Source organism: Streptomyces sp. NPDC048352, assembly GCF_040651895.1.
Classification (GTDB): domain Bacteria; phylum Actinomycetota; class Actinomycetes; order Streptomycetales; family Streptomycetaceae; genus Streptomyces.
On record NZ_JBEZKZ010000083.1, the window covers coordinates 1 to 19,687 of the forward strand.

17 protein-coding genes are annotated in these 19,687 nt (G+C 75.3%); 9 read left to right on the top strand and 8 right to left on the bottom strand.

Annotation, left to right across the window (positions count from 1 at the left end):
- Positions 1 to 133 precede the first annotated feature (133 nt).
- Both AB0D45_RS29625 and AB0D45_RS29630 read right to left on the bottom strand, forming a co-directional pair.
- Entirely contained in the window at positions 134 to 1,921 is a 1,788-nt protein-coding gene (locus tag AB0D45_RS29625) for a glycoside hydrolase family 15 protein (protein WP_362464639.1), read from the bottom strand.
- Between the two features lie 99 nt (positions 1,922 to 2,020).
- The gene (locus AB0D45_RS29630; RefSeq protein WP_362464642.1) at positions 2,021 to 2,578 is read right to left on the bottom strand and encodes a DoxX family membrane protein; all 558 of its coding nucleotides are present in this window, start codon (positions 2,576 to 2,578) and stop codon (positions 2,021 to 2,023) included.
- A gap of 109 nt (positions 2,579 to 2,687) precedes the next feature.
- Between AB0D45_RS29630 and AB0D45_RS29635 the strand changes: the two genes are divergently transcribed.
- The 4 genes from AB0D45_RS29635 (at position 2,688) to AB0D45_RS29650 (ending at position 5,319) form a co-directional block, all read left to right on the top strand.
- Positions 2,688 to 3,152, top strand: a complete 465-nt coding sequence (locus tag AB0D45_RS29635; protein ID WP_361610830.1) for a MarR family transcriptional regulator — start codon at positions 2,688 to 2,690, stop codon at positions 3,150 to 3,152.
- A gap of 114 nt (positions 3,153 to 3,266) precedes the next feature.
- Positions 3,267 to 4,271: a dihydroxyacetone kinase subunit DhaK gene (gene dhaK / locus AB0D45_RS29640; protein ID WP_362464645.1), complete on the top strand. Its 1,005-nt coding sequence runs from the start codon at positions 3,267 to 3,269 to the stop codon at positions 4,269 to 4,271.
- Between the two features lie 35 nt (positions 4,272 to 4,306).
- Positions 4,307 to 4,915 carry a dihydroxyacetone kinase subunit DhaL gene (gene dhaL / locus AB0D45_RS29645; RefSeq protein WP_362464647.1) on the top strand — a complete coding sequence of 203 codons (609 nt, stop codon included), beginning with the start codon at positions 4,307 to 4,309 and terminating at the stop codon, positions 4,913 to 4,915.
- Positions 4,912 to 5,319, top strand: coding sequence for a PTS fructose transporter subunit IIA (locus AB0D45_RS29650; protein ID WP_362464650.1), 408 nt, complete (start codon positions 4,912 to 4,914; stop codon positions 5,317 to 5,319). Before dhaL ends, AB0D45_RS29650 begins: the two co-directional genes overlap by 4 nt.
- 98 nt (positions 5,320 to 5,417) lie before the next feature.
- Here AB0D45_RS29650 and AB0D45_RS29655 read toward each other — a convergent pair whose 3' ends face one another.
- Entirely contained in the window at positions 5,418 to 5,828 is a 411-nt protein-coding gene (locus tag AB0D45_RS29655; RefSeq protein WP_361611044.1) for an RNA-binding S4 domain-containing protein, read from the bottom strand.
- 267 nt (positions 5,829 to 6,095) lie between these two features.
- Between AB0D45_RS29655 and modA the strand changes: the two genes are divergently transcribed.
- Both modA and AB0D45_RS29665 read left to right on the top strand, forming a co-directional pair.
- The gene (gene modA, locus AB0D45_RS29660) at positions 6,096 to 6,899 is read left to right on the top strand and encodes a molybdate ABC transporter substrate-binding protein (protein WP_362464653.1); all 804 of its coding nucleotides are present in this window, start codon (positions 6,096 to 6,098) and stop codon (positions 6,897 to 6,899) included.
- Positions 6,900 to 7,039: 140 nt separating this feature from the next.
- Positions 7,040 to 8,989: an ABC transporter permease gene (locus AB0D45_RS29665; protein ID WP_362464656.1), complete on the top strand. Its 1,950-nt coding sequence runs from the start codon at positions 7,040 to 7,042 to the stop codon at positions 8,987 to 8,989.
- A 33-nt stretch (positions 8,990 to 9,022) separates the two neighbouring features.
- Here the strand turns inward: AB0D45_RS29665 and AB0D45_RS29670 are convergent, their stop codons facing one another.
- Together AB0D45_RS29670 and AB0D45_RS29675 are read right to left on the bottom strand one after the other, a co-directional pair.
- Complete coding sequence (locus AB0D45_RS29670; RefSeq protein WP_362464659.1) at positions 9,023 to 11,101, bottom strand: SpoIIE family protein phosphatase; 2,079 nt, start codon at positions 11,099 to 11,101, stop codon at positions 9,023 to 9,025.
- Positions 11,102 to 11,149: 48 nt separating this feature from the next.
- On the bottom strand, positions 11,150 to 12,304 hold the full coding sequence (locus AB0D45_RS29675) for a DUF6777 domain-containing protein (protein WP_362464661.1): 1,155 nt from the start codon (positions 12,302 to 12,304) through the stop codon (positions 11,150 to 11,152).
- A gap of 411 nt (positions 12,305 to 12,715) precedes the next feature.
- Between AB0D45_RS29675 and AB0D45_RS29680 the strand changes: the two genes are divergently transcribed.
- Positions 12,716 to 13,957 carry a streptophobe family protein gene (locus AB0D45_RS29680; RefSeq protein WP_362464664.1) on the top strand — a complete coding sequence of 414 codons (1,242 nt, stop codon included), beginning with the start codon at positions 12,716 to 12,718 and terminating at the stop codon, positions 13,955 to 13,957.
- A gap of 3 nt (positions 13,958 to 13,960) precedes the next feature.
- Here the strand turns inward: AB0D45_RS29680 and AB0D45_RS29685 are convergent, their stop codons facing one another.
- Genes AB0D45_RS29685 through AB0D45_RS29695 form a run of 3 tightly spaced genes read right to left on the bottom strand, consistent with a single transcriptional unit; the run spans position 13,961 to position 17,928 of the window.
- Entirely contained in the window at positions 13,961 to 14,941 is a 981-nt protein-coding gene (locus AB0D45_RS29685; RefSeq protein ID WP_362464667.1) for a serine/threonine-protein kinase, read from the bottom strand.
- Positions 14,941 to 15,558, bottom strand: a complete 618-nt coding sequence (locus AB0D45_RS29690; protein WP_362464670.1) for a hypothetical protein — start codon at positions 15,556 to 15,558, stop codon at positions 14,941 to 14,943. The genes AB0D45_RS29685 and AB0D45_RS29690 overlap by 1 nt, the downstream gene beginning before the upstream one ends.
- Positions 15,559 to 15,567: 9 nt before the next feature.
- Entirely contained in the window at positions 15,568 to 17,928 is a 2,361-nt protein-coding gene (locus AB0D45_RS29695) for an FHA domain-containing protein (RefSeq protein WP_362464673.1), read from the bottom strand.
- A gap of 164 nt (positions 17,929 to 18,092) precedes the next feature.
- Here AB0D45_RS29695 and AB0D45_RS29700 point away from each other — a divergent pair, with 164 nt between their 5' ends.
- Complete coding sequence (locus AB0D45_RS29700; RefSeq protein WP_362464676.1) at positions 18,093 to 19,133, top strand: cation diffusion facilitator family transporter; 1,041 nt, start codon at positions 18,093 to 18,095, stop codon at positions 19,131 to 19,133.
- Positions 19,134 to 19,174: 41 nt separating this feature from the next.
- Positions 19,175 to 19,669 (top strand): NUDIX domain-containing protein, encoded by a 495-nt coding sequence (locus AB0D45_RS29705; protein WP_362464679.1) that lies wholly within the window; start codon positions 19,175 to 19,177, stop codon positions 19,667 to 19,669.
- The last annotated feature ends 18 nt before the right edge of the window (positions 19,670 to 19,687 follow it).

Sequence of the window (19,687 nt, forward strand, 5' to 3'; positions counted from 1 at the left end):
GCCCGCCGCCCCAGCCCCTCCCGCCGCTGAGCCCCCGGGGGGGCGGTGCGGGGGCCCCCCGCCCCCGCGGCCGTGCCCGGGCCGGCTCGGCCGCGGCCTACGGATCGGGCGGGCCCGATCCGCAGGCCGCGGCCTACGCGTCGAGGTCGGACAGGGCGATCGCGGTGTTCACCAGGCCGACGTGGCTGAACGCCTGCGGGAAGTTGCCGAGGTGGTGCCCCGTGCGGGGGTCGTACTCCTCGGCCAGCAGGCCCACGTCGTTGCGTACCGCCAGCAGCCGTTCGAAGAGTTCGCGCGCCTCCTTGCTGCGGCCGGTCAGGTGCAGGGCGTCGGCCATCCAGAACGAGCAGGCGAGGAAGGTCCCCTCGTCGCCGGGGAGCCCGTCGACGGAGGGGCCTTCGGTGCTGTAGCGGCGCACCAGGCCGCTGCTGCCCAGCTCCGCCCGGACGGCGTCGACGGTGCCGACCACGCGCGGGTCGTCGGGCGGCAGGAAGCCGACGCGGGGGATGAGCAGGGTCGCCGCGTCCAGCTCGCGGGAGCCGTAGTACTGGGTGAAGGTGCCCCGCTCGGGGTCGTAGCCCTTGTCGCAGACGTCGCGGTGCACCTCGTCCCGCATGGCCCGCCAGCGGTTCACGTCGCCCGGCAGGTGGGGGGCGCTCTCCAAAGTCCGTACGGCCCGGTCGGCGGCGACCCAGGCCATCACCTTCGAGTGCGTGAAGTGGCGGCGCGGGCCGCGCACCTCCCACAGGCCCTCGTCCGGGCGGCGCCAGTTGCTCTCCAGGAAGTCGAGCATGGCGAGCTGGATGTTCCAGGCGTGCCGTTCCGAGGCCAGCCCGGAGGCCCGCGCCAGGTGCAGGGCGTCCAGGACCTCTCCGTACACGTCCAGTTGGAGCTGGTCCACGGCGGCGTTGCCGACGCGGACCGGCGCGGAGGAGGCGTAGCCGCGCAGCCAGGGCAGTTCCATCTCGGGGATGCGGCGTTCGCCGGCGATGCCGTACATGATCTGGAGGTCGGCGGGGTCGCCCGCGACGGCGCGCAGCAGCCAGGCCCGCCAGGCCCGGGCCTCGTCGAGGAAGCCGGTGGAGAGGAGGGCGCCCAGGGTCAGGGTGGCGTCGCGCAGCCAGCAGTAGCGGTAGTCCCAGTTGCGGACCCCGCCGATCTCCTCGGGCAGGGAGGTGGTGGCGGCGGCCGCGATGCCGCCGGTCGGGGCGTAGGTGAGGGCCTTGAGGGTGATCAGGGAGCGGGTCACGGCCTCCCGGTACGGGCCCTGGTAGCGGCACTGGCCGCTCCACTCGCGCCAGTCGGCGAGGCTGTGCTCCAGTGCCTTGTACGGATCGACGGGCTCGGGGCGCGGTTCGTGCGAGGGGTGCCAGGTCAGCACGAAGGCGACCTTCTCGCCGGCGGCGACGGTGAACTCCGAGCGGGTGCTGTGGTCTTCGCCCCAGGTCCGTACGGGCGGCTCGCTGCGGAACCACACGGAGTCGGGTCCGGCGACGGCGACCCGGTCGCCCTCGCTGCGCCGCACCCAGGGGACGACCCGGCCGTAGTCGAAGCGCAGCCGCAGGGTGCTGCGGACGGTGACGCGGCCGGAGACGCCTTCGACGATCCGCATCACGTCGGGGGCGCTGTCGCGCTGCGGCATGAAGTCGACGACCTTGACGGTGCCCTCGTCGGTCTCCCAGTAGGACTCGAGGACCAGCGAGCCGTCCAGGTAGGCCCGCCGCGTGCACTGTTCGCGCTCCTCGGCGGCGGCCGGGGCGATGCGCCAGTGGCCGTTGTCCTTGTTGCCGAGGAGCGCGGCGAAGCAGGCGCCGGAGTCGAAGCGGGGCAGGCACAGCCAGTCGATGGACCCGTCGCGGCCGACCAGGGCGCTCGTCATCAGGTCGCCGATGAGTGCGTAGTCTTCGATGGGTTGTGTCATTCATGCGCTGTTCCCCCAAATGCCCGGGGTCAATCAGCCCGTGTCAGCGCCCGGGTGGCCCGGGGCGGCCGCCCGCCCGCGACCCGGTCGCCGCGCGCGTCAGGTGCGGATGAGCAGGGTGACGACCGCGAGGACCACGCCGAGGGCGAGGGCCTGGACGCCGAGGGCCGGCCGGCGGATGTGCGCGGCGGCGACGGGCAGGAGGCGGTCGACGGAGTGGCGGCCGGGGCCGGTCAGGGTGAGCGCGGCGGCGGCGACGGCGAGCAGGAGCTCGTACTCCATGCCCTTCGGGGCGAAGAAGGCCCCGGCGCCGTGGACGGCCAGGGCGTTGATCATCGTACCGGTGACGGCCGCGCCGGCGAGCGGGGTGAGCAGGCCCAGGGCGAGGCCGAGGCCGCCGAGGGTCTCGGTCAGGCCCGCGACCGCGGCCATGGCGTCGCCGGCCGGGTAGCCGACGGCGGTGAAGAACCGGCCGGTGCCGCTGATGCCGCCGCCGCCGAACCAGCCGAAGAGCTTCTGGGAGCCGTGGGCGGCCACGGTGAGGCCGAGGACGACGCGCAGCAGGAGCAGTCCGGCGTCGTGGGGGGAGGTGCCGGCGGCGGGGGCGGCCGGGGCGTCGGCCGGGGCCTTCGTCGTGGTGGCGGAGGCGCTGGTCATGGGGGGGATCCTTCCGGTCGGGCGGCCCGAGGGCAGTTGTTCACATTCGAACTACTGACGCGACCCTAACTATTGATTCAAATTCGAACAACTCGTGTACCCTGGCGGCATGGCGGAGACGAGATGGCTGGACGACCGTGAGATGCGGGCCTGGAGGGCCTTCCTGGCCGCCTCCGCACTGGTGAACCGGCGGCTCGACCAGCAGCTCAAGGACGATTCCGGACTCTCCCACCCCCAGTACGAGATCCTCGTGAGGCTCGCTGCGGCGCCCGACCAGGAGCTGCGCATGACGGAGCTCGCCAACGGGCTGATCAACTCCAAGAGCGGGCTGACCTACCAGGTGGGGCAGATGGAGAAGGCCGGCCTGGTCCGCCGCCGCAGCTGCCCCTCCGACGTGCGGGGCGTCTTCGCCGCCCTGACCGACGCGGGCCGGGCCCGGCTGGAGGAGGCCGCTCCCGGCCATGTCGCCGCGGTGCGCGAGGCCCTGGTGGACGTCCTGACCCCGGACCAGCTGGACGCCCTGGCCGACGGCCTCGGAGAGGTCGGCCGCCGCCTGCGCGAACAGGGCGCCTGACGGGCCGCATCCCGCCCCGGCACCGTGTGCGCGTTCCGCCGCCGGGGCGCGGTCCCCTGCCCTACCGTCGGCTACGGGTCACAGGACGGGACCCCACCGCATCGGGAGGTTCGCGTGAAGATGCTCATCAACACCGCCGAGACCGTGGTCGCCGACGCCCTGCGCGGGATGGCCGCCGCGCACCCCGGACTCGACGTCGACGTCGAGCGGCGGGTGATCGTACGGCGGGACGCGCGGGCCGGCGGACGGGTCGGCCTGGTGTCGGGGGGCGGGTCCGGGCACGAGCCCCTGCACGCCGGTTTCGTGGGGCACGGCATGCTCTCGGCCGCCTGCGCCGGAGAGGTGTTCACGTCGCCGGTGCCCGACCAGATGCTGTACGCGGCGGGCGCCGTGGAGGCCGGCCAGGGGGTGCTGTTCGTCGTCAAGAACTACACCGGGGACGTGCTGAACTTCCGGATGGCCGCCGAGCTGGCCGAAGAGGACGGCCTGCGGGTGGAGAGCGTCCTCGTCGACGACGACGTCGCCGTGACCGACAGCCTGTACACGGCCGGGCGGCGCGGCACGGGCGCCACCCTGTTCGTCGAGAAGATCGCCGGGGCGGCCGCCGAGGAGGGCGCGCCGCTGGAGCGGGTCGCCGCCCTCGCGCGGCGGGTCGACGACCGCTCCCGCAGCTTCGGGGTGGCGCTCGGCGCGTGCACCACCCCCGCCAAGGGCAGCCCCACCTTCGACCTCCCGGACGGGGAGCTGGAGCTGGGGGTGGGCATCCACGGCGAACCCGGCCGGGAGCGGCGGGCGATGATGACCTCGCGGGAGATCGCGGAGGTGGCGGTGGGCGCCGTACTGGAGGACCTCGCGGAGTCGGGACCGGCGGACGGGCCGGTGCTGCTGCTGGTCAACGGAATGGGCGCGACCCCGCTGCTCCAGCTGTACGGGTTCCACGCGGAGGTGGCCGCGGCGCTCGCCGCGCGGGGCGTGCCGGTGGCGCGGGCCCTCGTCGGAAATTACGTCACCTCCCTGGACATGGCGGGCTGTTCGGTGACCGTGTGCCGGGCGGACGACGAGCTGCTGCGCCTGTGGGACGCGCCGGTGCAGACCGCCGCCCTGCGCTGGGGCCGGTGAGCGCGGTGCGGGCACCGGACGGCGGAGGAGACGGAATGCGTGACGCGGGGTTCGTCCGGCGCTGGCTGGAGGCCGCAGCGGTGGTGGTGGAACGGGAGGCCGACCGGCTGACCGAGCTCGACTCGCCCATCGGCGACGCCGATCACGGGGCCAACCTGCTGCGGGGGTTCGCGGCCGTACGCGCGGCGCTGGCCGGGGCCGAACCGGCGGCCGCACCCGGGGCCCTGCTCCAGCTCGCCGGACGCACCCTGATCTCCACGGTCGGCGGCGCGTCCGGACCGCTGTACGGGACGCTGCTGCGGCGCACGGGCAAGGAACTCGGAGAAGCCGCCGAGGTCTCCGACGAGGAGCTGCGCAAGGCCCTGTACGCCGGGGTGGCGGCCGTGGCCCAGCTGGGCGGGGCGGCGCCGGGCGACAAGACGATGCTGGACGCCCTGGTCCCGGGCGTCACCGCCCTGAGCACGTCCTACCGTGCCGCCGGGGACGCGGCCGCGGCCGGGGCCCGGGCGACGACGCCGATGACGGCCCGCAAGGGCCGGGCCAGCTACCTCGGGGAGCGCAGCATCGGACACCAGGACCCGGGAGCCACCTCGGCCGCCCTGCTGCTGGGCGCGCTGGCCGACACGGCGGAGGGGGTCGCGTGAGCGGCGGGGCGCTGGTCGGGATCGTGCTGGTGTCGCACAGCGCGCGGGTCGCGGAGTCGGTGGCGGAGCTGGCGCGGGGCCTCGCGGCGGGCGGGGCGGTGGCGCCGGTGGCCCCGGCGGGCGGCACCGCCGACGGCCGGCTGGGCACGAGCGCGGAGTCGATCGCCGCCGCCGCGTCGGAGGTGGACGGGGGCGCCGGGGTGGCGCTCCTCGCCGACCTGGGCAGCTCGGTGCTGACGGTGAAGGCACTGCTGGAGGACGGCGAACTGCCCCCCGGGTGCCGCCTGGTGGACGCGCCGTTCCTGGAGGGCGCGGTGGCAGCGGTGGTGGCCGCCTCGGCGGGAGCCCCGCTGGAGGCGGTGGCGGCGGCGGCCGAAGAGGCGTACGCCTACCGCAAGGCCTGACACGCGGCGCCGGCCCGGGCCGGGACCCGGGCCGTGCGGGGCTCACGGGATCCGCGGGCCCCGCGGGGGGGTGCCGTCATGACCCGGGTCGCCGGAGGCTACGGGCGGCCGCGGAGGTTTTCGATCTCCCGGCGGTCGCGCTTCGTCGGGCGGCCCGTGCCGCGGTCGCGGATGCCGACCACCGCGGCCTCCACCGGGGTGGGCGGCGGCGGGCTGTTGTCCACGTAGCACTCGGCGGCCACCGGCGGTCCGACCCGCTTCGTCACCGGCCTGCGCACCACGACGACCCGCTCGCGTCCCGCGTGGAAGAGCCGTACCTCGTCCCCCGCCCGCACCTGCTGCGCCGGCTTCGCACGCTCCCCGTTGACCTTCACGTGGCCCGCCCGGCAGGCCGTCGCCGCGACGGACCGGGTCTTCGTGAGCCGGACCGACCAGATCCAGGCGTCCACCCGCGCGGTCCCCGCCTCCGGCGGGGCCGCCCCCGCCTCCGTGGTCCTCGTACCGGTCAACGGACCCTCCGTCCCTGCGTCAGCCATGCCATGCACCGACTCTAGCGATCCGGCGGCACCGGAGCGGAACGGATTTTGGCAGATACCACAGGGGCCATGGCATCTGCGGTGGAGATCCCGCCAAAAGAATTGCATGTGCGGCAATCGTGGCCCTACCTTGTCGCACATGCAGTCCTAGACCCCCGCTCCGCCCGTCCCCGGCGCGGGTCACCACCGTGCGGTTCCGGCACCCGGCCGGCCGCCGACCCCACCGAGGAGCACCCCCTCATGGCCGCCACCACGAACGCCCGCCGCCGCGCCGCCGCCGCGCTCACCGCCGCCCTGCTCGTCCCGCTGTCCGCCTGCGGCGACGGCGGCGGCGACGAGAAGAAGGCGGACACCGGCTCCCCCTCCGCCCGGGCCGAGGCCGCGAACCTCACCGTGCTCGCCGCCTCCTCCCTCACCGACGTGTTCAACACCGCGAAGGCCGCCTACGAGAAGTCCCACCCCGGCACCAGGGTGACCTTCTCCTTCGCCGGTTCCCAGGAACTCGCCGCCCAGGTCAAGCAGGGCGCCCCGGCCGACGCACTGGTCACCGCCGACACGAAGACCATGGACGGCGTGCGGGCCGAGACCCGCGACGTCTCGATCATCGCGAAGAACCGCCTGGTCATCGCCGCCGGCAAGGGCAACCCCTTCAAGATCGACGAGCTGAAGGACCTCGCCGACCCGAAGATCAAGGTCGTCCTGGCCGCCCCCGAGGTCCCCGTGGGCCGCTACGGCAAGCAGATCCTCGACGCCCAGAAGATCGAGGTGAAGCCGGTCTCCCAGGAGCCCAACGTCCGCGCAGTGCTGAGCAAGGTCGAGCTGGGCGAGGCCGACGCCGGCCTGGTCTACAAGACCGACTCCGCCAAGTCCGGTGACAAGGTCGTCACCGTGGACATCCCCGACGAGCAGAACGCCGTGGCCTCCTACCCCGCCGCGGCCCTGAAGCAGTCCGAGAACGCCGAGGCCGCCGCCGCGTTCGTGGCCTGGCTGAGCGGCCCCGAGGCGCAGAAGATCCTCCAGGACGCCGGTTTCCAGAAGGCGTAGCCGTACGGCCCCGCGGGGCTGCCCGGTCCGGGGGGACGGGCAGCCCTTTCGGCGCATCGGACGCGCGCACGCCCGGCGGGCGTCCGCCCGTACGCTCCGTAGGATCCCGCCCCGCCACGATCAGGAACCGCCCTCACCCCATGCGCAGACTCCGCACCCGCACCCGGCCCCCCGTGACGCTGGCGCTTCCCGCGCTGCTCGCCGTCGCGTTCCTGCTGCTGCCCCTCGTCGGCATCCTCACCCGCACGCAGTGGGGGGAACTCGGCACGCACCTGACGAGCCCCGGTGTGGTCACGGCCCTGAAGCTCTCGCTGCTGGTGTCCCTGTGGGCGCTCGGGCTCTCGCTGCTCCTCGGCGTACCGCTCGCGTGGCTGCTGGCACGGGTCGAGTTCAGGGGCAAGGCCTTCGTCCGCTCGCTGGTGCTGCTGCCGATGGTGCTCCCGCCGACCGTCGGCGGCGTCGCGCTGCTGCTCGGCTTCGGGCGGCGCGGGCTGGTGGGGCCCTGGCTGGAGGACGCCTTCGGCGTCACCCTCCCCTTCCACACCTCCGGTGCGGTCGTCGCCGCGACCTTCGTCGCCATGCCCTTCCTGGTGATCAGCCTGGAAGGGGCGCTCGGCGGACTGAAGCAGAGCTACGAGGAAACCGCGGCCTCCCTCGGCGCCTCCCCGGTCCGGGTGTTCTTCACGGTGACCCTGCCCATGGTGGCGCCCGGCCTGATCGCCGGCGCGGCCCTCACCTGGGCCCGCGCGCTCGGCGAGTTCGGCGCGACCATCACCTTCGCCGGCAACCTGCCGGGTACCACCCAGACCCTGCCGCTCCAGGTCTACCTGCTGCTCCAGGACCAGCCGGAGGCCGCCACCTCGGTCTCGCTGCTGCTGCTCGCCATCGCCATGGGCGTCCTGATCGCCCTGCGCGGCCGCTGGACGGGCATCCCTGCGGCCGCCAAGGCCGCACCCGCGGGCCCCGACTCCGCCCCCGCCCCCGCGCCCGGGGCGGCCGCCCCCGCCGGGGAACCGGCCTCCGCCGGGGCCGCGGTCGCCCCCGACGACGGCGGCCGCTGGCCCCTGCACGCCGAGGTCACCGGCTTCAACGAACTCACCCTCGACGCCGGACCCGGCACCACCATCGCCGTCGTCGGCGAGAACGGCGCCGGCAAGACCACCCTGCTGCGCGCCCTGCTCGGCCTGACGCCGCGCGCCCGCGCCGAGCTCCGGCTCGGCGACACCGACGTCACCGCCCTGCCCCCGCACCAGCGGCAGGTGGCCTGGGTCCCGCAGGACGGCGCGCTCTTCCCGCACCTGAGCGCCCTCGCCAACACCGCCTACGGGCTGCGGGCCCGGCGGACCGGGCGCGCCGAGGCCCGCCGCGAGGCGCAGCTGTGGCTGGACCGGCTCGGCGTGGGCCACCTCGCCCAGCGCCGGCCCGCCCAGCTGTCCGGCGGCCAGGCCCAGCGGGTGGCCCTCGCCCGGGCGCTGGCCGCCCGCCCCCGGCTGCTGCTCCTCGACGAGCCCCTCGCCGCCCTCGACCAGACCACCCGGGCGCACGTGCGGCACACGCTGCGCAGGCACCTGGCGGGCTTCGGCGGGGTCTGCCTGATCGTCACGCACGATCCCGTCGAGGCGGTGTCGCTGGCCGACCGGGTCCTCGTACTGGCCGACGGCCGCACCCTCCAGGACGCACCGCCGGCCGAGGTCACCCGGCACCCGCGCTCCCCGTGGGTGGCCCGCATGCTCGGCCGCAACGCCTGGCCCGGCACCGCCTCCCCCGACGGGCTCGCGCTCGCCGGGGGCGGCCGGCTGGTGGTGGCCGAGACCCTGCCCGAGGGGACGCAGGCCCTGGCGATCATCGCCCCCGAAGCGGTGTCGCTGCACCGGGACCGCCCGGCCGGCAGCCCGCGCAACGTCTGGCCCGGCACCGTACGGGAGATCACCTCGGCCGGCAGCCGGCTGCGCGTGCTCGTCGCACCGGCCGATGCGCCCGACCTGGTCGCCGAGATCACCCCGGAGGCGGCCGCCGAACTGGGCGTGGCCGACGGCGTGCACGTATGGGCGAGCGTGAAGGCCACCGAGGTCACCCTGGTGTCCCTCTGACATGAGCGCGGGGCCCGTACGCCGCCCCGGCGCTCAGCCGTCCGCCCGGCCGTCCCCGGACACGGGCACGGCGAACTCGCACCACACGCACTTGCCGGCGCCGCGGGGCTCGACGCCCCACGCGTCCGCGAGCCGTTCCACCAGCAGCAGGCCGCGGCCCGACACCGCCCAGTCGTCGGCCTCGCGGCGGCGGGGTAGGGCGCTGCTCCGGTCCTCGACCTCGACGCGGATCCGGCCCTCCGCGGTCAGCCGCACGGCGACCTGGCCGCCGCCCTCGGTGTGCACGAGGGCGTTGGTCATCAGCTCGTCCGCGGCCAGCTCGATCTCGTCGGCGCGGTGCCGGGCTCCCCAGGCGGCCACCGCGGCCCGGATCAGGTGCCGGGCCATCGCCGGACCGTCCGCGTCGCCGGGCACCAGGCGCTGGCGCAGCGGGCCGCCGCCGCGCGGTGCGGGGCTGCCGCGCCGGCGCAGCAGGAGCAGGGCCATGTCGTCCCCGCCGCCCGCGTCCCCGACGAGGTCGCACAGCACGTCGGCGAGTTCCTCGACGTCGGCCGGGCCCCTCTCGGCGGCCTCCGTGAACTCCCGCATCCCGGTCTCGTAGTCGCCGCCGGGGCGTTCGACCAGGCCGTCGGTGCACAGCAGCAGGGTGTCCCCGGGGTGCAGCTCCAGGGTGGTGACGGGATAGCCGGAGCCGCTGCCCGGCTGCTCCCGCGGGGGCAGTCCGAGGGGGAGCCCGCCCACCACCTGGATCCGGTGGCAGCTGCCGTCCCCGCGCCGTACGACGGGGTCGAGGTGGCCGGCCCGCACGATGTGCAGCATGCCGGTGTTCAGGTCGAGCTCGGCGTAGGTGCAGGTGGCGAAGCGTTCGGTCGCCAGGTCCCGCAGGAAGGCGGAGGCGCGCGCCATCGCCGTGCCGGGGGTGTGGCCCTCCAGGACGTACGCGCGGAGCACGATGCGCAGCTGGCCCATGACCGCCGCCGCGTCCGTGTCGTGCCCCTCGACGTCGCCGATCGTCACCCCGACCCGGCCTTCGCCGAGGGGGACGACGTCGTACCAGTCGCCGCCGATGTCCCGCCCGATCCGGGCGGCCCGGTACCGTACGGCGATCAGCGCGCCCGGCACCTCGGGGATCGCGCGGGGCAGCATGGCCCGCTGGAGGCCTTCGGCGAGGTCGTGCTCCTGCTCGTAGAGCATGGCCCGCTGGAGGCCCTGCGCGATGCCGCTGCCGAGCGCCACGAGCAGGTTCCGCTCCTCCGCGTTGAAGTCCCCGTCGCGGGTGTAGAGCAGGCCGAGCGCGCCGACCGGCCGGCCCTGGGCGATCAGCGGCAGGTAGGCGCCACTGCGCACGGCCAGCGGCTCGATGTACGGCCACAGCTGCGGGTAGCGCCGCTGGAACTCCTCGCGCGAGGCGATGAAGACCGGCTGCAGGGTCCGTACGGCCTCGCTCATCGGCAGCACCGCGTCGATCCGGGTGTACTCGATCTCGGGCACGTAGGAGCCCAGCTGCCCCTCCGCGACGAGGTGGATCCGGCCGCCGTCGACGATGCCGAGCATGACGCTGACCGCGCCGAGGTGGCCGAGGGCCTCGGGATCCTTGAGGACGTCGGTCACGTCGTTGACGGTGCGGGCGTGCGCGAGGATCGCCGTGGTCCGCTCCACGACACCGGTCATCCGGCGCCGCCCCTCGTCCCGCTCCCCCGCGGCGCCGGGCTCGCCGGGGTCCTCGGCGGCGTCGCGGAGGATCCCGATGACCCGGTACGGGCGGCCCTGCGGGTCCCGCAGGATGTGGCCCTGCAGATGGGTCCAGGCCGGCGGGCCGTCCTCGCGCAGGATGCGGAAGTAGACGCCGTAGTGGCTGCGGCCGTCGTTGAGCGCCTGCTCCACACGGCCGTCCAGGCGTGCCCCGTCGCCGGGCGCGACACACCGGCGTAGCCCGGCCGGCGTCCCGTCGTACTGCTCCGGGCGCAGGCCGAGGACCTCGAGGGCGGTGGCGTCCAGGTACATGCGCCCGCTGTCGAGGTCCCAGTCGAAGGTCCCCATGCGGTTGAGCGCGAGGCTCAGGTCGGGCCGCGCGGGCCAGTCGACCTCGGGGGGCCGTCCCCGCTGGTCCATGCAGCCAGGGTCTCACTCTTCCCCGCACCCGGCAGCCCTTCCGCGACGTCAGGAGCCCTGCCCCGGCGGCGTCCTGGCCGGCGCCGCCGGGCGGGCGGGGTCCGGTGCCGGCGAGGCCGCGCCCTCCGCCGGAGCGGACGCGGCGGAGGAGGAGGGCGGGGGCGGGGGCGGGGGCGGCGGGCCGGACGCGGGGCTGGACGCGGGGCTGGACGCGGGGGCGTCCGGGCCTCCGGTCGTCCGGTCGTCCCGGAGGGCCGGCGGCTTCGAGGACCCCGTGCCGGTGTCGCCGTCGGTCGGGGTGCCGGTCTCCGGGGTCGAGGGCGGCGGGGGCGGGGGCGGCGGCGGGGTCAGCGACGGGGACGCCTGCGAAGGCGGGACGACCGCCGGGGGCGATCCGACCGGGGGTTCGACCGGGACCGGCACGGCCGGAGGAACGGCCGGCGGCGCGACGGGCTTGTCGGGCCGCGGGTCCGCGCCGCGTTCGCGCTCGAGCCAGCGGCGGTCGCGGTGGTCGTAGATGACGAACGTGTGCACGACGGTCACCGACGGCGCGATGACCACCACCCGGTCCGGCCGGTACGAGGACCAGGGCCGGCCGAAGCGCTTCGGATCCGCCTTCAGGGCCACCGGAGGGCCCAGCGGGTTCCCGCAGGCGCAGCGCACCCGCGGCACGCCGCGGTCGTCCACGAGGACGGCCGTGCCTGCCTGGAGCACCGCCTGGTAGGCGGTGGCCCGGCCGTCGCGGTAGCCGTGGTTGGTGACGCGGGTGTCGGTCCGCAGCTGCACGGGCGTGAGCGAGCGCAGGTAGCGCGGGACGGCCGTCGCCGCGATGCCGAGTGCGGAGGCGAAGGCGCCGTTCTTCGCGGGCTGCGCGGTCAGCGCGGTGATCTGCTTCTCCACGTCGCAGCTGGCGGCGTCCTTGGTGCCGCCGTAGAGCCCGGGCGAGGCACCGCTGACGGCGCGGGTGCCCGCGGGGCCCGTGGGGGTGGCGCTGCCGGGCGGCGGGCTCTCGGGCGGCGGGGACGCCTGCTCGGCCGCGGTGGACTCGGTGAACGGGTCGCGCCCGGAGGACGCGGCCGGCTGGAGGAACACCTCGGCGTCGGCCTGCTGCCGGGTGCCGCCGCCCCCGCCGGGCCGGGCCAGTACCACCACCAGGGTGACGACGGCCGCGAGCGCCACGGCCACCGTCGCCAGTCCGGGCACGGACCGCCACCACGGTCCCCGCGGCGGCTCGCCGCCCACGCCGGGCCCGCCCGGCGGCGCGGGCGGGGGCGGTGGCGGTGGGCCGCCGGGCCCGCCGGAGAGCGGGCCGGAAGGGGGCCCGGTGGGCCGCCCGGACGACGGCGGCAGAGACGGCGGTGACGGCGGTGACGGCGGCTGCGACTTCGGCGGCGTACCCGAAGGGTCGGGCCGGTCCGGCTGGGGCGGCCGCTCGCCGGAGGGTTGCGTGGTCACGGGCTCTTCTTCCCAGGCGGTGGTGTGCCGGCGGTGTCCCCGGAGACGGCGGGAACATCCGCGATATCAGGGCAGATCGGTGCATTCCGGCACGGTTGGCGACCCATTGTGTGCGCCGCCCCGGTGGTGCCCGCAAGCCGGGGATGCCACCGTTGCAGGATGAGCCGTACCTCCGCGCGGGCCTGGTGGGACGCCCTCGCCGCCGCCGTGGCGGGCTTCGCCGTGATGACCGCGGTGGCAGCGGCCGGCCTGGCCTGCGCCGGAGCGGGCGATCTGCCCGACGCGGCCTTCCCCCGGGTGGTCGCCGCCGTCGTCGTGATGGCGTCCGGCGGTACGGTCGAGGTCTCCGGCGACGCGGGGCTGCTGGCCGGCGCCGACGCGGGCCTGTCCGTGCTCCCGCTCTCGGTGGGCCTGGCCGGCGCGCTCACCACCGGGTACCTCTTCCTGCGCCCGCTGCGGCACCGCGCGGTCGCCGGACCCGGCGAACTGGCCGCCCGGGCAGGGCGGTCGGTGGTGCTGTGGCTGGCCCTGCTCGCCCTGTTCACGCTGCCCGCCCGGCAGGACTTCGGCCTGGCCACGGGCGACTCGCCGCTCGAGGAGCTCGGTGAACTCCTCGACTCGGCCCCGACGGTGGGCTTCCGGGCGGCGCTCGCGCCCACCCTCCTCTTCGGCCTGCTGTGGATCCTGGGGCTGTTGCTGATCGCCCTGCTGGTCTCCCGCCGGACGCCGCTCCCGTCCGGGCTGCTGCGCTTCCACACGGCGGTCCGTCCGGCCGCCCACGCGGTGGCCGTGCTGCTCCTGGTGTACGTGGCCCTCGGCTTCGTCGCCGGCCTGGTGGTGGCCGCCACCCAGGGGCACGCGGCCCGTACCTTCGCCGTGCTCCTGCTCGGCCTGCCGAACCTGGCCTGGCTCGCCCTGACCGTCGGCTTCGGCGGCGCCTGGCAGGGCGCGGTGGAGGGGCCGTTCGGCCTGCCCGTGCCGCACCTGCTGGACCAGGTCCTGCGCGGCCCCGGCGGCCCGTCCACCGTCGACGCCGCCTCGCTCGCGCAGCGGGACCCGCGGGCGTGGTGGCTGGTCGTGGCGGCCGCCGCCGCGCTGCTCGGCACCGGCGTCCTGGCCGCCGTACGCTCCCCCGCGGACGTGCGCCCCCGGCAGCACGCGCTGCACCTGGCGGTGGCCCTGGCCCTGGCCACCCTGGCGGTGTGCCTGCTGGCCGGTGTCCAGGCCAGGTTCGGTCTGTCCCTGCTGGGGATCGGCGACGTCCCCGGGCTGGACGGCAGGGCCGAACTGACCCCCCGCCTCTTGCGCACGACCGGTCTCGCGCTGCTGTGGGGCGCGGTGGCCGGCTTCCTCGGCGCCCTCCTCGCCCGCCCCCTGCGCCACCCCGGCCGGGCTCCCTGACCGTCACCGCCCCCGGAACACCGGCAGCGCCCACCGCGGCGGCGGGGGCGGCGGCCCCTGGTCCGCCGGCCGCGCCTGCGCCCGCGGCTGCTGCGCCCGTCCGCGCGGCCCGTGTTCACCCGCACGGCGCAGCGCCCCGGTGAACTCCAGGCACGTCCCCCACCGGTCCTCGGGCGCCTTCGCCAGGGCCTTCGCGAGCACCTCGTCCACGGCCGCCGGCAGCTCCGGACGCCGTTCGCCGGGCGGTGGCGGCGGGTCGTACTGGTGGGCCCAGAGCAGGGCCATGTCGTCCTCCCGCCGGAACGGCGGCCCGCCGGTCAGCATCTCCTGGACCACGCACCCGAGGCTGTACACGTCGCAGCGGCCGTCGACGGGCTTCCCGGCGATCTGCTCGGGCGCCACGTAGTCCAGGGTCCCCACGAACTGTCCGACGCTGGTGAACCCGGTCAGCGACAGAGACTTCTTCGTCAGGCCGAAGTCCGTCAGGTACACGTGCTCGGGGTGCTCGCTGTCGGTGCCCTCGGCGACGAGGATGTTGCCGGGCTTCACGTCCCGGTGCACGAGGTCGTGGTCGTGGGCGGCGTCGAGCGCCGAGGCGATCTGGCCGGCGATGCGGGCGGTCGCCTCCACGGGCAGCGGGCCCGTGCGGTCCAGCAGGGCGCGCAGGTCCCGTCCGGCGACGTAGCGCATGGCGATGTAGAGCAGGCCGTCGGTCTCCCCCGCCTCGAAGACGGGCACGATGTGCGGGTGGTCGATGGCGGCCGCCACCCGCGACTCGTGGGTGAACCGCTGCCGGAAGGTGTCGTTGCGGGCCAGTTCCGGGGCGAGCAGCTTCAGCGCCACCGTCCGGTCGAGGCGCAGGTCCCGCGCGCGGTAGACGACCGCCATCCCGCCCCGCCCGATCTCGCTCTCGACGAGGTAGCCGGCGAACTGCCTGCCGGTCAGTTCCGAGGCCCTGCCGGCGGGCGGGCCGGCGGCCGCCATCAGCGCCCTCCCCCGTCGGGCAGCTCGGCGACGCGCGTGGGCTCGTGCGGTGCGTCCCGTACGTCGGCCCCTGTCCCGGGGGCCGTCCGCGGCGGCGGCTCCGGCGCGGGCGGGGCCGACGGTCCGGAGGCGACCGCGTAGGTGGTCAGCCGGCTGCCGTCGGCGTACAGCCACCGTCCCGCCGTCTCCTCGTACAGCCACACGGACTCGCCGTCGATCACGATTCCGGCGCGCACGCCCCGTACGGCCCGCCGGAAGCCGTCCGTGCCGGCCTCTCCCGGGTCGAGGTCCCGCAGGGCCCGCCGGTAGCGCTCCAGCGCGTCGGCCGTGCGGGTGAGCAGGGGCTCGGGGTCCTCGGTCCGCGCGAGGGGCCGGCCGGCGGTCGGCGGCGGCCGGGGCACCGCGACGAGCAGCCGTCCGTCGACCCAGGCGGACCAGCCGTTGGCACACAGGACCTCCCCCCATTCGCCGCGCCGGGACAGCAGCTGGACGGGGAGGAAGGGGTCCAGGGCGGCGGTGGGCCGGGAGACGTCCGGGGCCTCCCAGGCGGGCAGCCCGTCCTGCGGCACCACGTGGGTGGGGCGGAAGCCGGCGCCGGGATTCGGGAAGTCGGTCATCGTCCGGGCCTACTTCCGCATCACGGCGGGCTCGTGCCGCCGCAGCAGCGCGGCCACCAGCAGCCCGAAGAGCAGGGACAGGACGGCCAGCATGCCGAGGTCCAGGAGCCAGACGCCGGCGGAGTGGGCGAAGAGCGGGTCGTCGGTGAGGGTGCCGGGCACGATCCGGCCGAGGTCGACGGTGCCGGCCATCGCGCCGAGCGCCCAGCGGGAGGGCACCAGCCAGGCGAGCTGCCCGATCACCGGTACGCCGTCGAGCTGGAGCAGTGCCCCGCAGAAGACCACCTGGACGATGGCGAGGAGGACCAGCAGGGGCATGGTGACCTCCTCCTTCCTGACCAGGGCGGAGACCAGCAGGCCGAGCACCATGGCGGTGAAGGACAGCAGGGCGACGGCCAGGGTGATCTCGGCGAGCCGGGGCAGGAAGACGCCGGTGGCGCCCGGCGGTCCGAGCCTCACCCCGAAGAGGCCGACGAGGGTCAGCACGACGGCCTGGGCCACGGTGATCGCACCCAGGACCGCCACCTTCGACATCAGGTAGGCGGACCTCGACAGTCCGACGGCACGTTCGCGCTGGTAGATGACCCGTTCCTTGACGAGTTCGCGGACCGCGTTGGCGGCTCCGGTCAGGACCCCGCCGACGCACAGGATGAGCAGGGCGTTGATCGCGGTCTCCTGGGTGAGGGCGCTGCCGGCCAGGGCGCGGGCCATGGCGCCCATGACGAACGGCAGCGCGATCATGATGGCGAGGAAGGTGCGGTCGGCGCTGAGCGCGGTGGCGTACCGGCGGATGAGGGTGGACAGCTGGGAGCCCCAGCTCTGCGCCTTGGGCGGCGGGTCGGCGAAGCCGGCCGGGCCGGGGGGCGCGCCGTCTTGGGGCCGCGGCCGGCGGGTGGCGCCCGCCACGTACGCGCGGTGCTGGGGGGAGGCCTCGTACTGGCCCGCCCAGTCGCGCTCGCGTTGGCTCTCGAAGGCTTCGAAGGCCTCCGGCCACTCGGCGAAGCCGAAGAAGCCGAGGGTCTCCTCGGGTGGTCCGAACCAGGCGACGCGGCCGCCCGGGGCGAGGACCAGCAGCCGGTCGCAGACGTCGAGGCTGAGGACGCTGTGGGTGACGACGATGACGGTGCGGCCGTCGTCGGCGAGGCCGCGCAGCATGCGCATCACCGAGCGGTCCATGCCGGGGTCGAGCCCTGAGGTGGGTTCGTCGAGGAAGAGCAGGGAGGGCTTGGTGAGCAGCTCCAGGGCGACGGAGACGCGTTTGCGCTGGCCGCCGGAGAGGCTGTGGATGGGCTGGTCGGCGCGCTGGCCGAGGCCGAGTTCGCCGATGACCTCGTCGACCCGGGCGAGCCGTTCGGCTTTGGCCGTGTCCTGGGGGAAGCGCAGTTCGGCGGCGTAGGCGAGGGCGCGGCGGACGGTGAGCTGGGCGTGCAGGATGTCGTCCTGGGGGACGAGGCCGATGCGGGAGCGCAGCTCGGCGTAGTCGCGGTAGAGGTCGCGGCCGTCGTAGAGGACGGTGCCGTGGTCGGCGGGGCGCAGTCCGGTGAGGGCGCCGAGGAGGGTGGACTTGCCGGCGCCGCTGGGGCCGACGACGGCGAGCAGGCACCTGCCGCCGACGGGGAAGGAGACGTGGTCGAGGAGGATCTTGCGGCCGTGGTCGACGGCGACGGCGAGGTCCTGGACGTCGAGGGAGACCTCGCCGGTGTCGGTGTACTCCTGGAGCTGGTCGCCGACGAGGCAGAAGGCCGAGTGGCCGATGCCGACGATGTCGCCCTCGGTGACGGGGGCGCGGTCGACCCGGGCGCCGTTGAGGTAGGTGCCGTTGTGGCTGGCGAGGTCGGCGATCTCGTACGTGCCGTCGGCGAGGGCCCGGAGCTCGGCGTGCCGGCGGGAGACGACGAGGTCGTCGATCACGAGGTCGTTGCCGGGGTCGCGGCCGATGCGGACGGCGGTCCTGGCCGGCAGCGGCCGGATGCTGGTGGGGCTGCGGAAGGTGCCCGTCATCGCCGGATGGGAGACCCGGGAGGGGCGCGCGGCGGCCGCGGCGGGCGGCGTCCGGCTCACGAGAAGGGCGCGCGGGCCGTCCTGGGCGCTGCCGAAGCGCAGTTCGCTCCCCGGGCCCACGGCCCACTCGTGGACGCGCTGGCCGTCGGCCCAGGTGCCGTTGGTGCTGCCCTCGTCCTCCAGGGTCCAGTGGTCGCCGTCGGGCCGCAGGACCGCGTGGTGCCAGGAGACGCGGGCGTCCTCGAGGCAGATCTCGCAGAGGGGGTCCCGGCCGACGTGGTAGCTCCGCCCGGGGGTCATCTCGGTGGAGCCCCGGGCGGTTTCCAGGACGAGTTCGGGCGCGGTGGCCGCACCGGGCCGCTGGACCATGGTCAGATTTTCCCACGATCCGACGCAACCGGCAGGAGCAGCATCGCCGCAGGTCAGCGGCTTCTTAAGGGGAATGACAACGGTCCCCGTTGCAGCCTTTGCCGATCTCGTCGCGGTGCGCTTCACTTCACGCGTCGGACGGAACCGAACAAACGGGGGAAACCATGAGCCGGCACGTTCACGACCACGACGGGGCGCACGGTGACGCCCACGGGGACTCCGGGCACGGGCACGGGCACGGCGGGCACGGCCACGGCGTGGACCCGGACGCCGACCGCCGCTGGCTGGCCATCGCGCTCGCCCTGATCGGCGGCTTCATGGCGGTCGAGGTGGTCATCGGTGTGATGGCGCACTCGCTGGCCCTGATCTCCGATGCCGCGCACATGCTGACGGACGCCGTGTCGATCGTCCTCGCGCTGATCGCGATGCGGCTGGCCGCGCGCCCGGCGCGGGGCGGGTTCACGTACGGCCTCAAGCGCGCGGAGATACTCTCCGCGCAGGCCAACGGGCTGACCTTGCTGCTGCTGGCGCTCTGGCTCGCGTACGAGGCGGTGCGGCGCCTGCTGGATCCGCCGCCGGTGGAGGGCGGGCTGGTGCTGGTGACGGCGCTGGCCGGGATCGTGGTGAACGTGGGCGCGGCCTGGTGCATCTCGCGGGCGAACCGGTCCTCGCTCGCCGTGGAGGGCGCCTACCAGCACATCCTGAACGACCTGTTCGCCTTCATCGGGACGGCCGTCTCCGGTCTGATCGTCCTGACGACCGGTTTCGTGCAGGCCGACGCGATCGCCACGCTCGTGGTGGTGGTCCTGATGGTCAAGGCGGGCTACGGGCTGGTCCGCGAGTCCGGGCGGATCTTCCTGGAGGCGGCGCCGGCGCACGTGGACCCGGACGCGGTAGGCGACCGCCTGGTGGGGCACGTGCCGGTGACCGAGGTGCACGACCTGCACATCTGGACGATCACCTCGGGGCAGGCGGCCCTGTCGGCGCACGTGCTGGTGGAGCCGGCGGGCGACTGCCACGCCGTGCGCCGCGAGCTGGAGCTGCTGCTGGCGAAGGAGTACGGGATCACCCACACCACCCTCCAGGTGGACCACGTGCAGGACGCCCTGCTGTCGGTCGGCCGGGCGGGCGGGGAGCCGGGCGGCGACCCGCACTGCGCGGACGCCCACGGCCCCGTGCACCGCGAGGGCCCGCACGCGCACTGAGGGCCGGGAAGGCCGATCACTGAACGGCACCGCGCCGGGGCATGCATGACCCCGTGACGGAAGCGAAGAGGTACAGGCAGAGCGCGGGCCTGCTGCTGTTCCGCCGGTCCGGGGAGCACGGGGTGGAGGTGCTCCTGGGCCACATGGGCGGTCCGCTGTGGGCCGGACGGGACGCCGGGGGCTGGGCGATCCCCAAGGGCGAGTACGGGCCGGACGAGACACCGCGGGACGCGGCCCGCCGGGAGTTCACCGAGGAGCTGGGCGTACCTCCGCCGGAGGGGGAGTACCTGGCGCTGGGCGAGGTACGGCTGAGCAGCGGGAAGCGCGTGACCATCTGGGCGGTGGAGGCGGACCTCGATCCGGCGCTGACGGTGCCGGGCACCTTCACGATGGAGTGGCCACCGCACTCGGGACGGGAGCAGGAGTTCCCGGAACTGGACCGGGTGGCCTGGTTCGCTCCCCCGACGGCACGCGACAAGATGATTGTCAGTCAAATTCCTTTTCTGGATCGCCTGTTGGCTCTCCTGGCTGATTGACCCGACCTTTACTTGCCA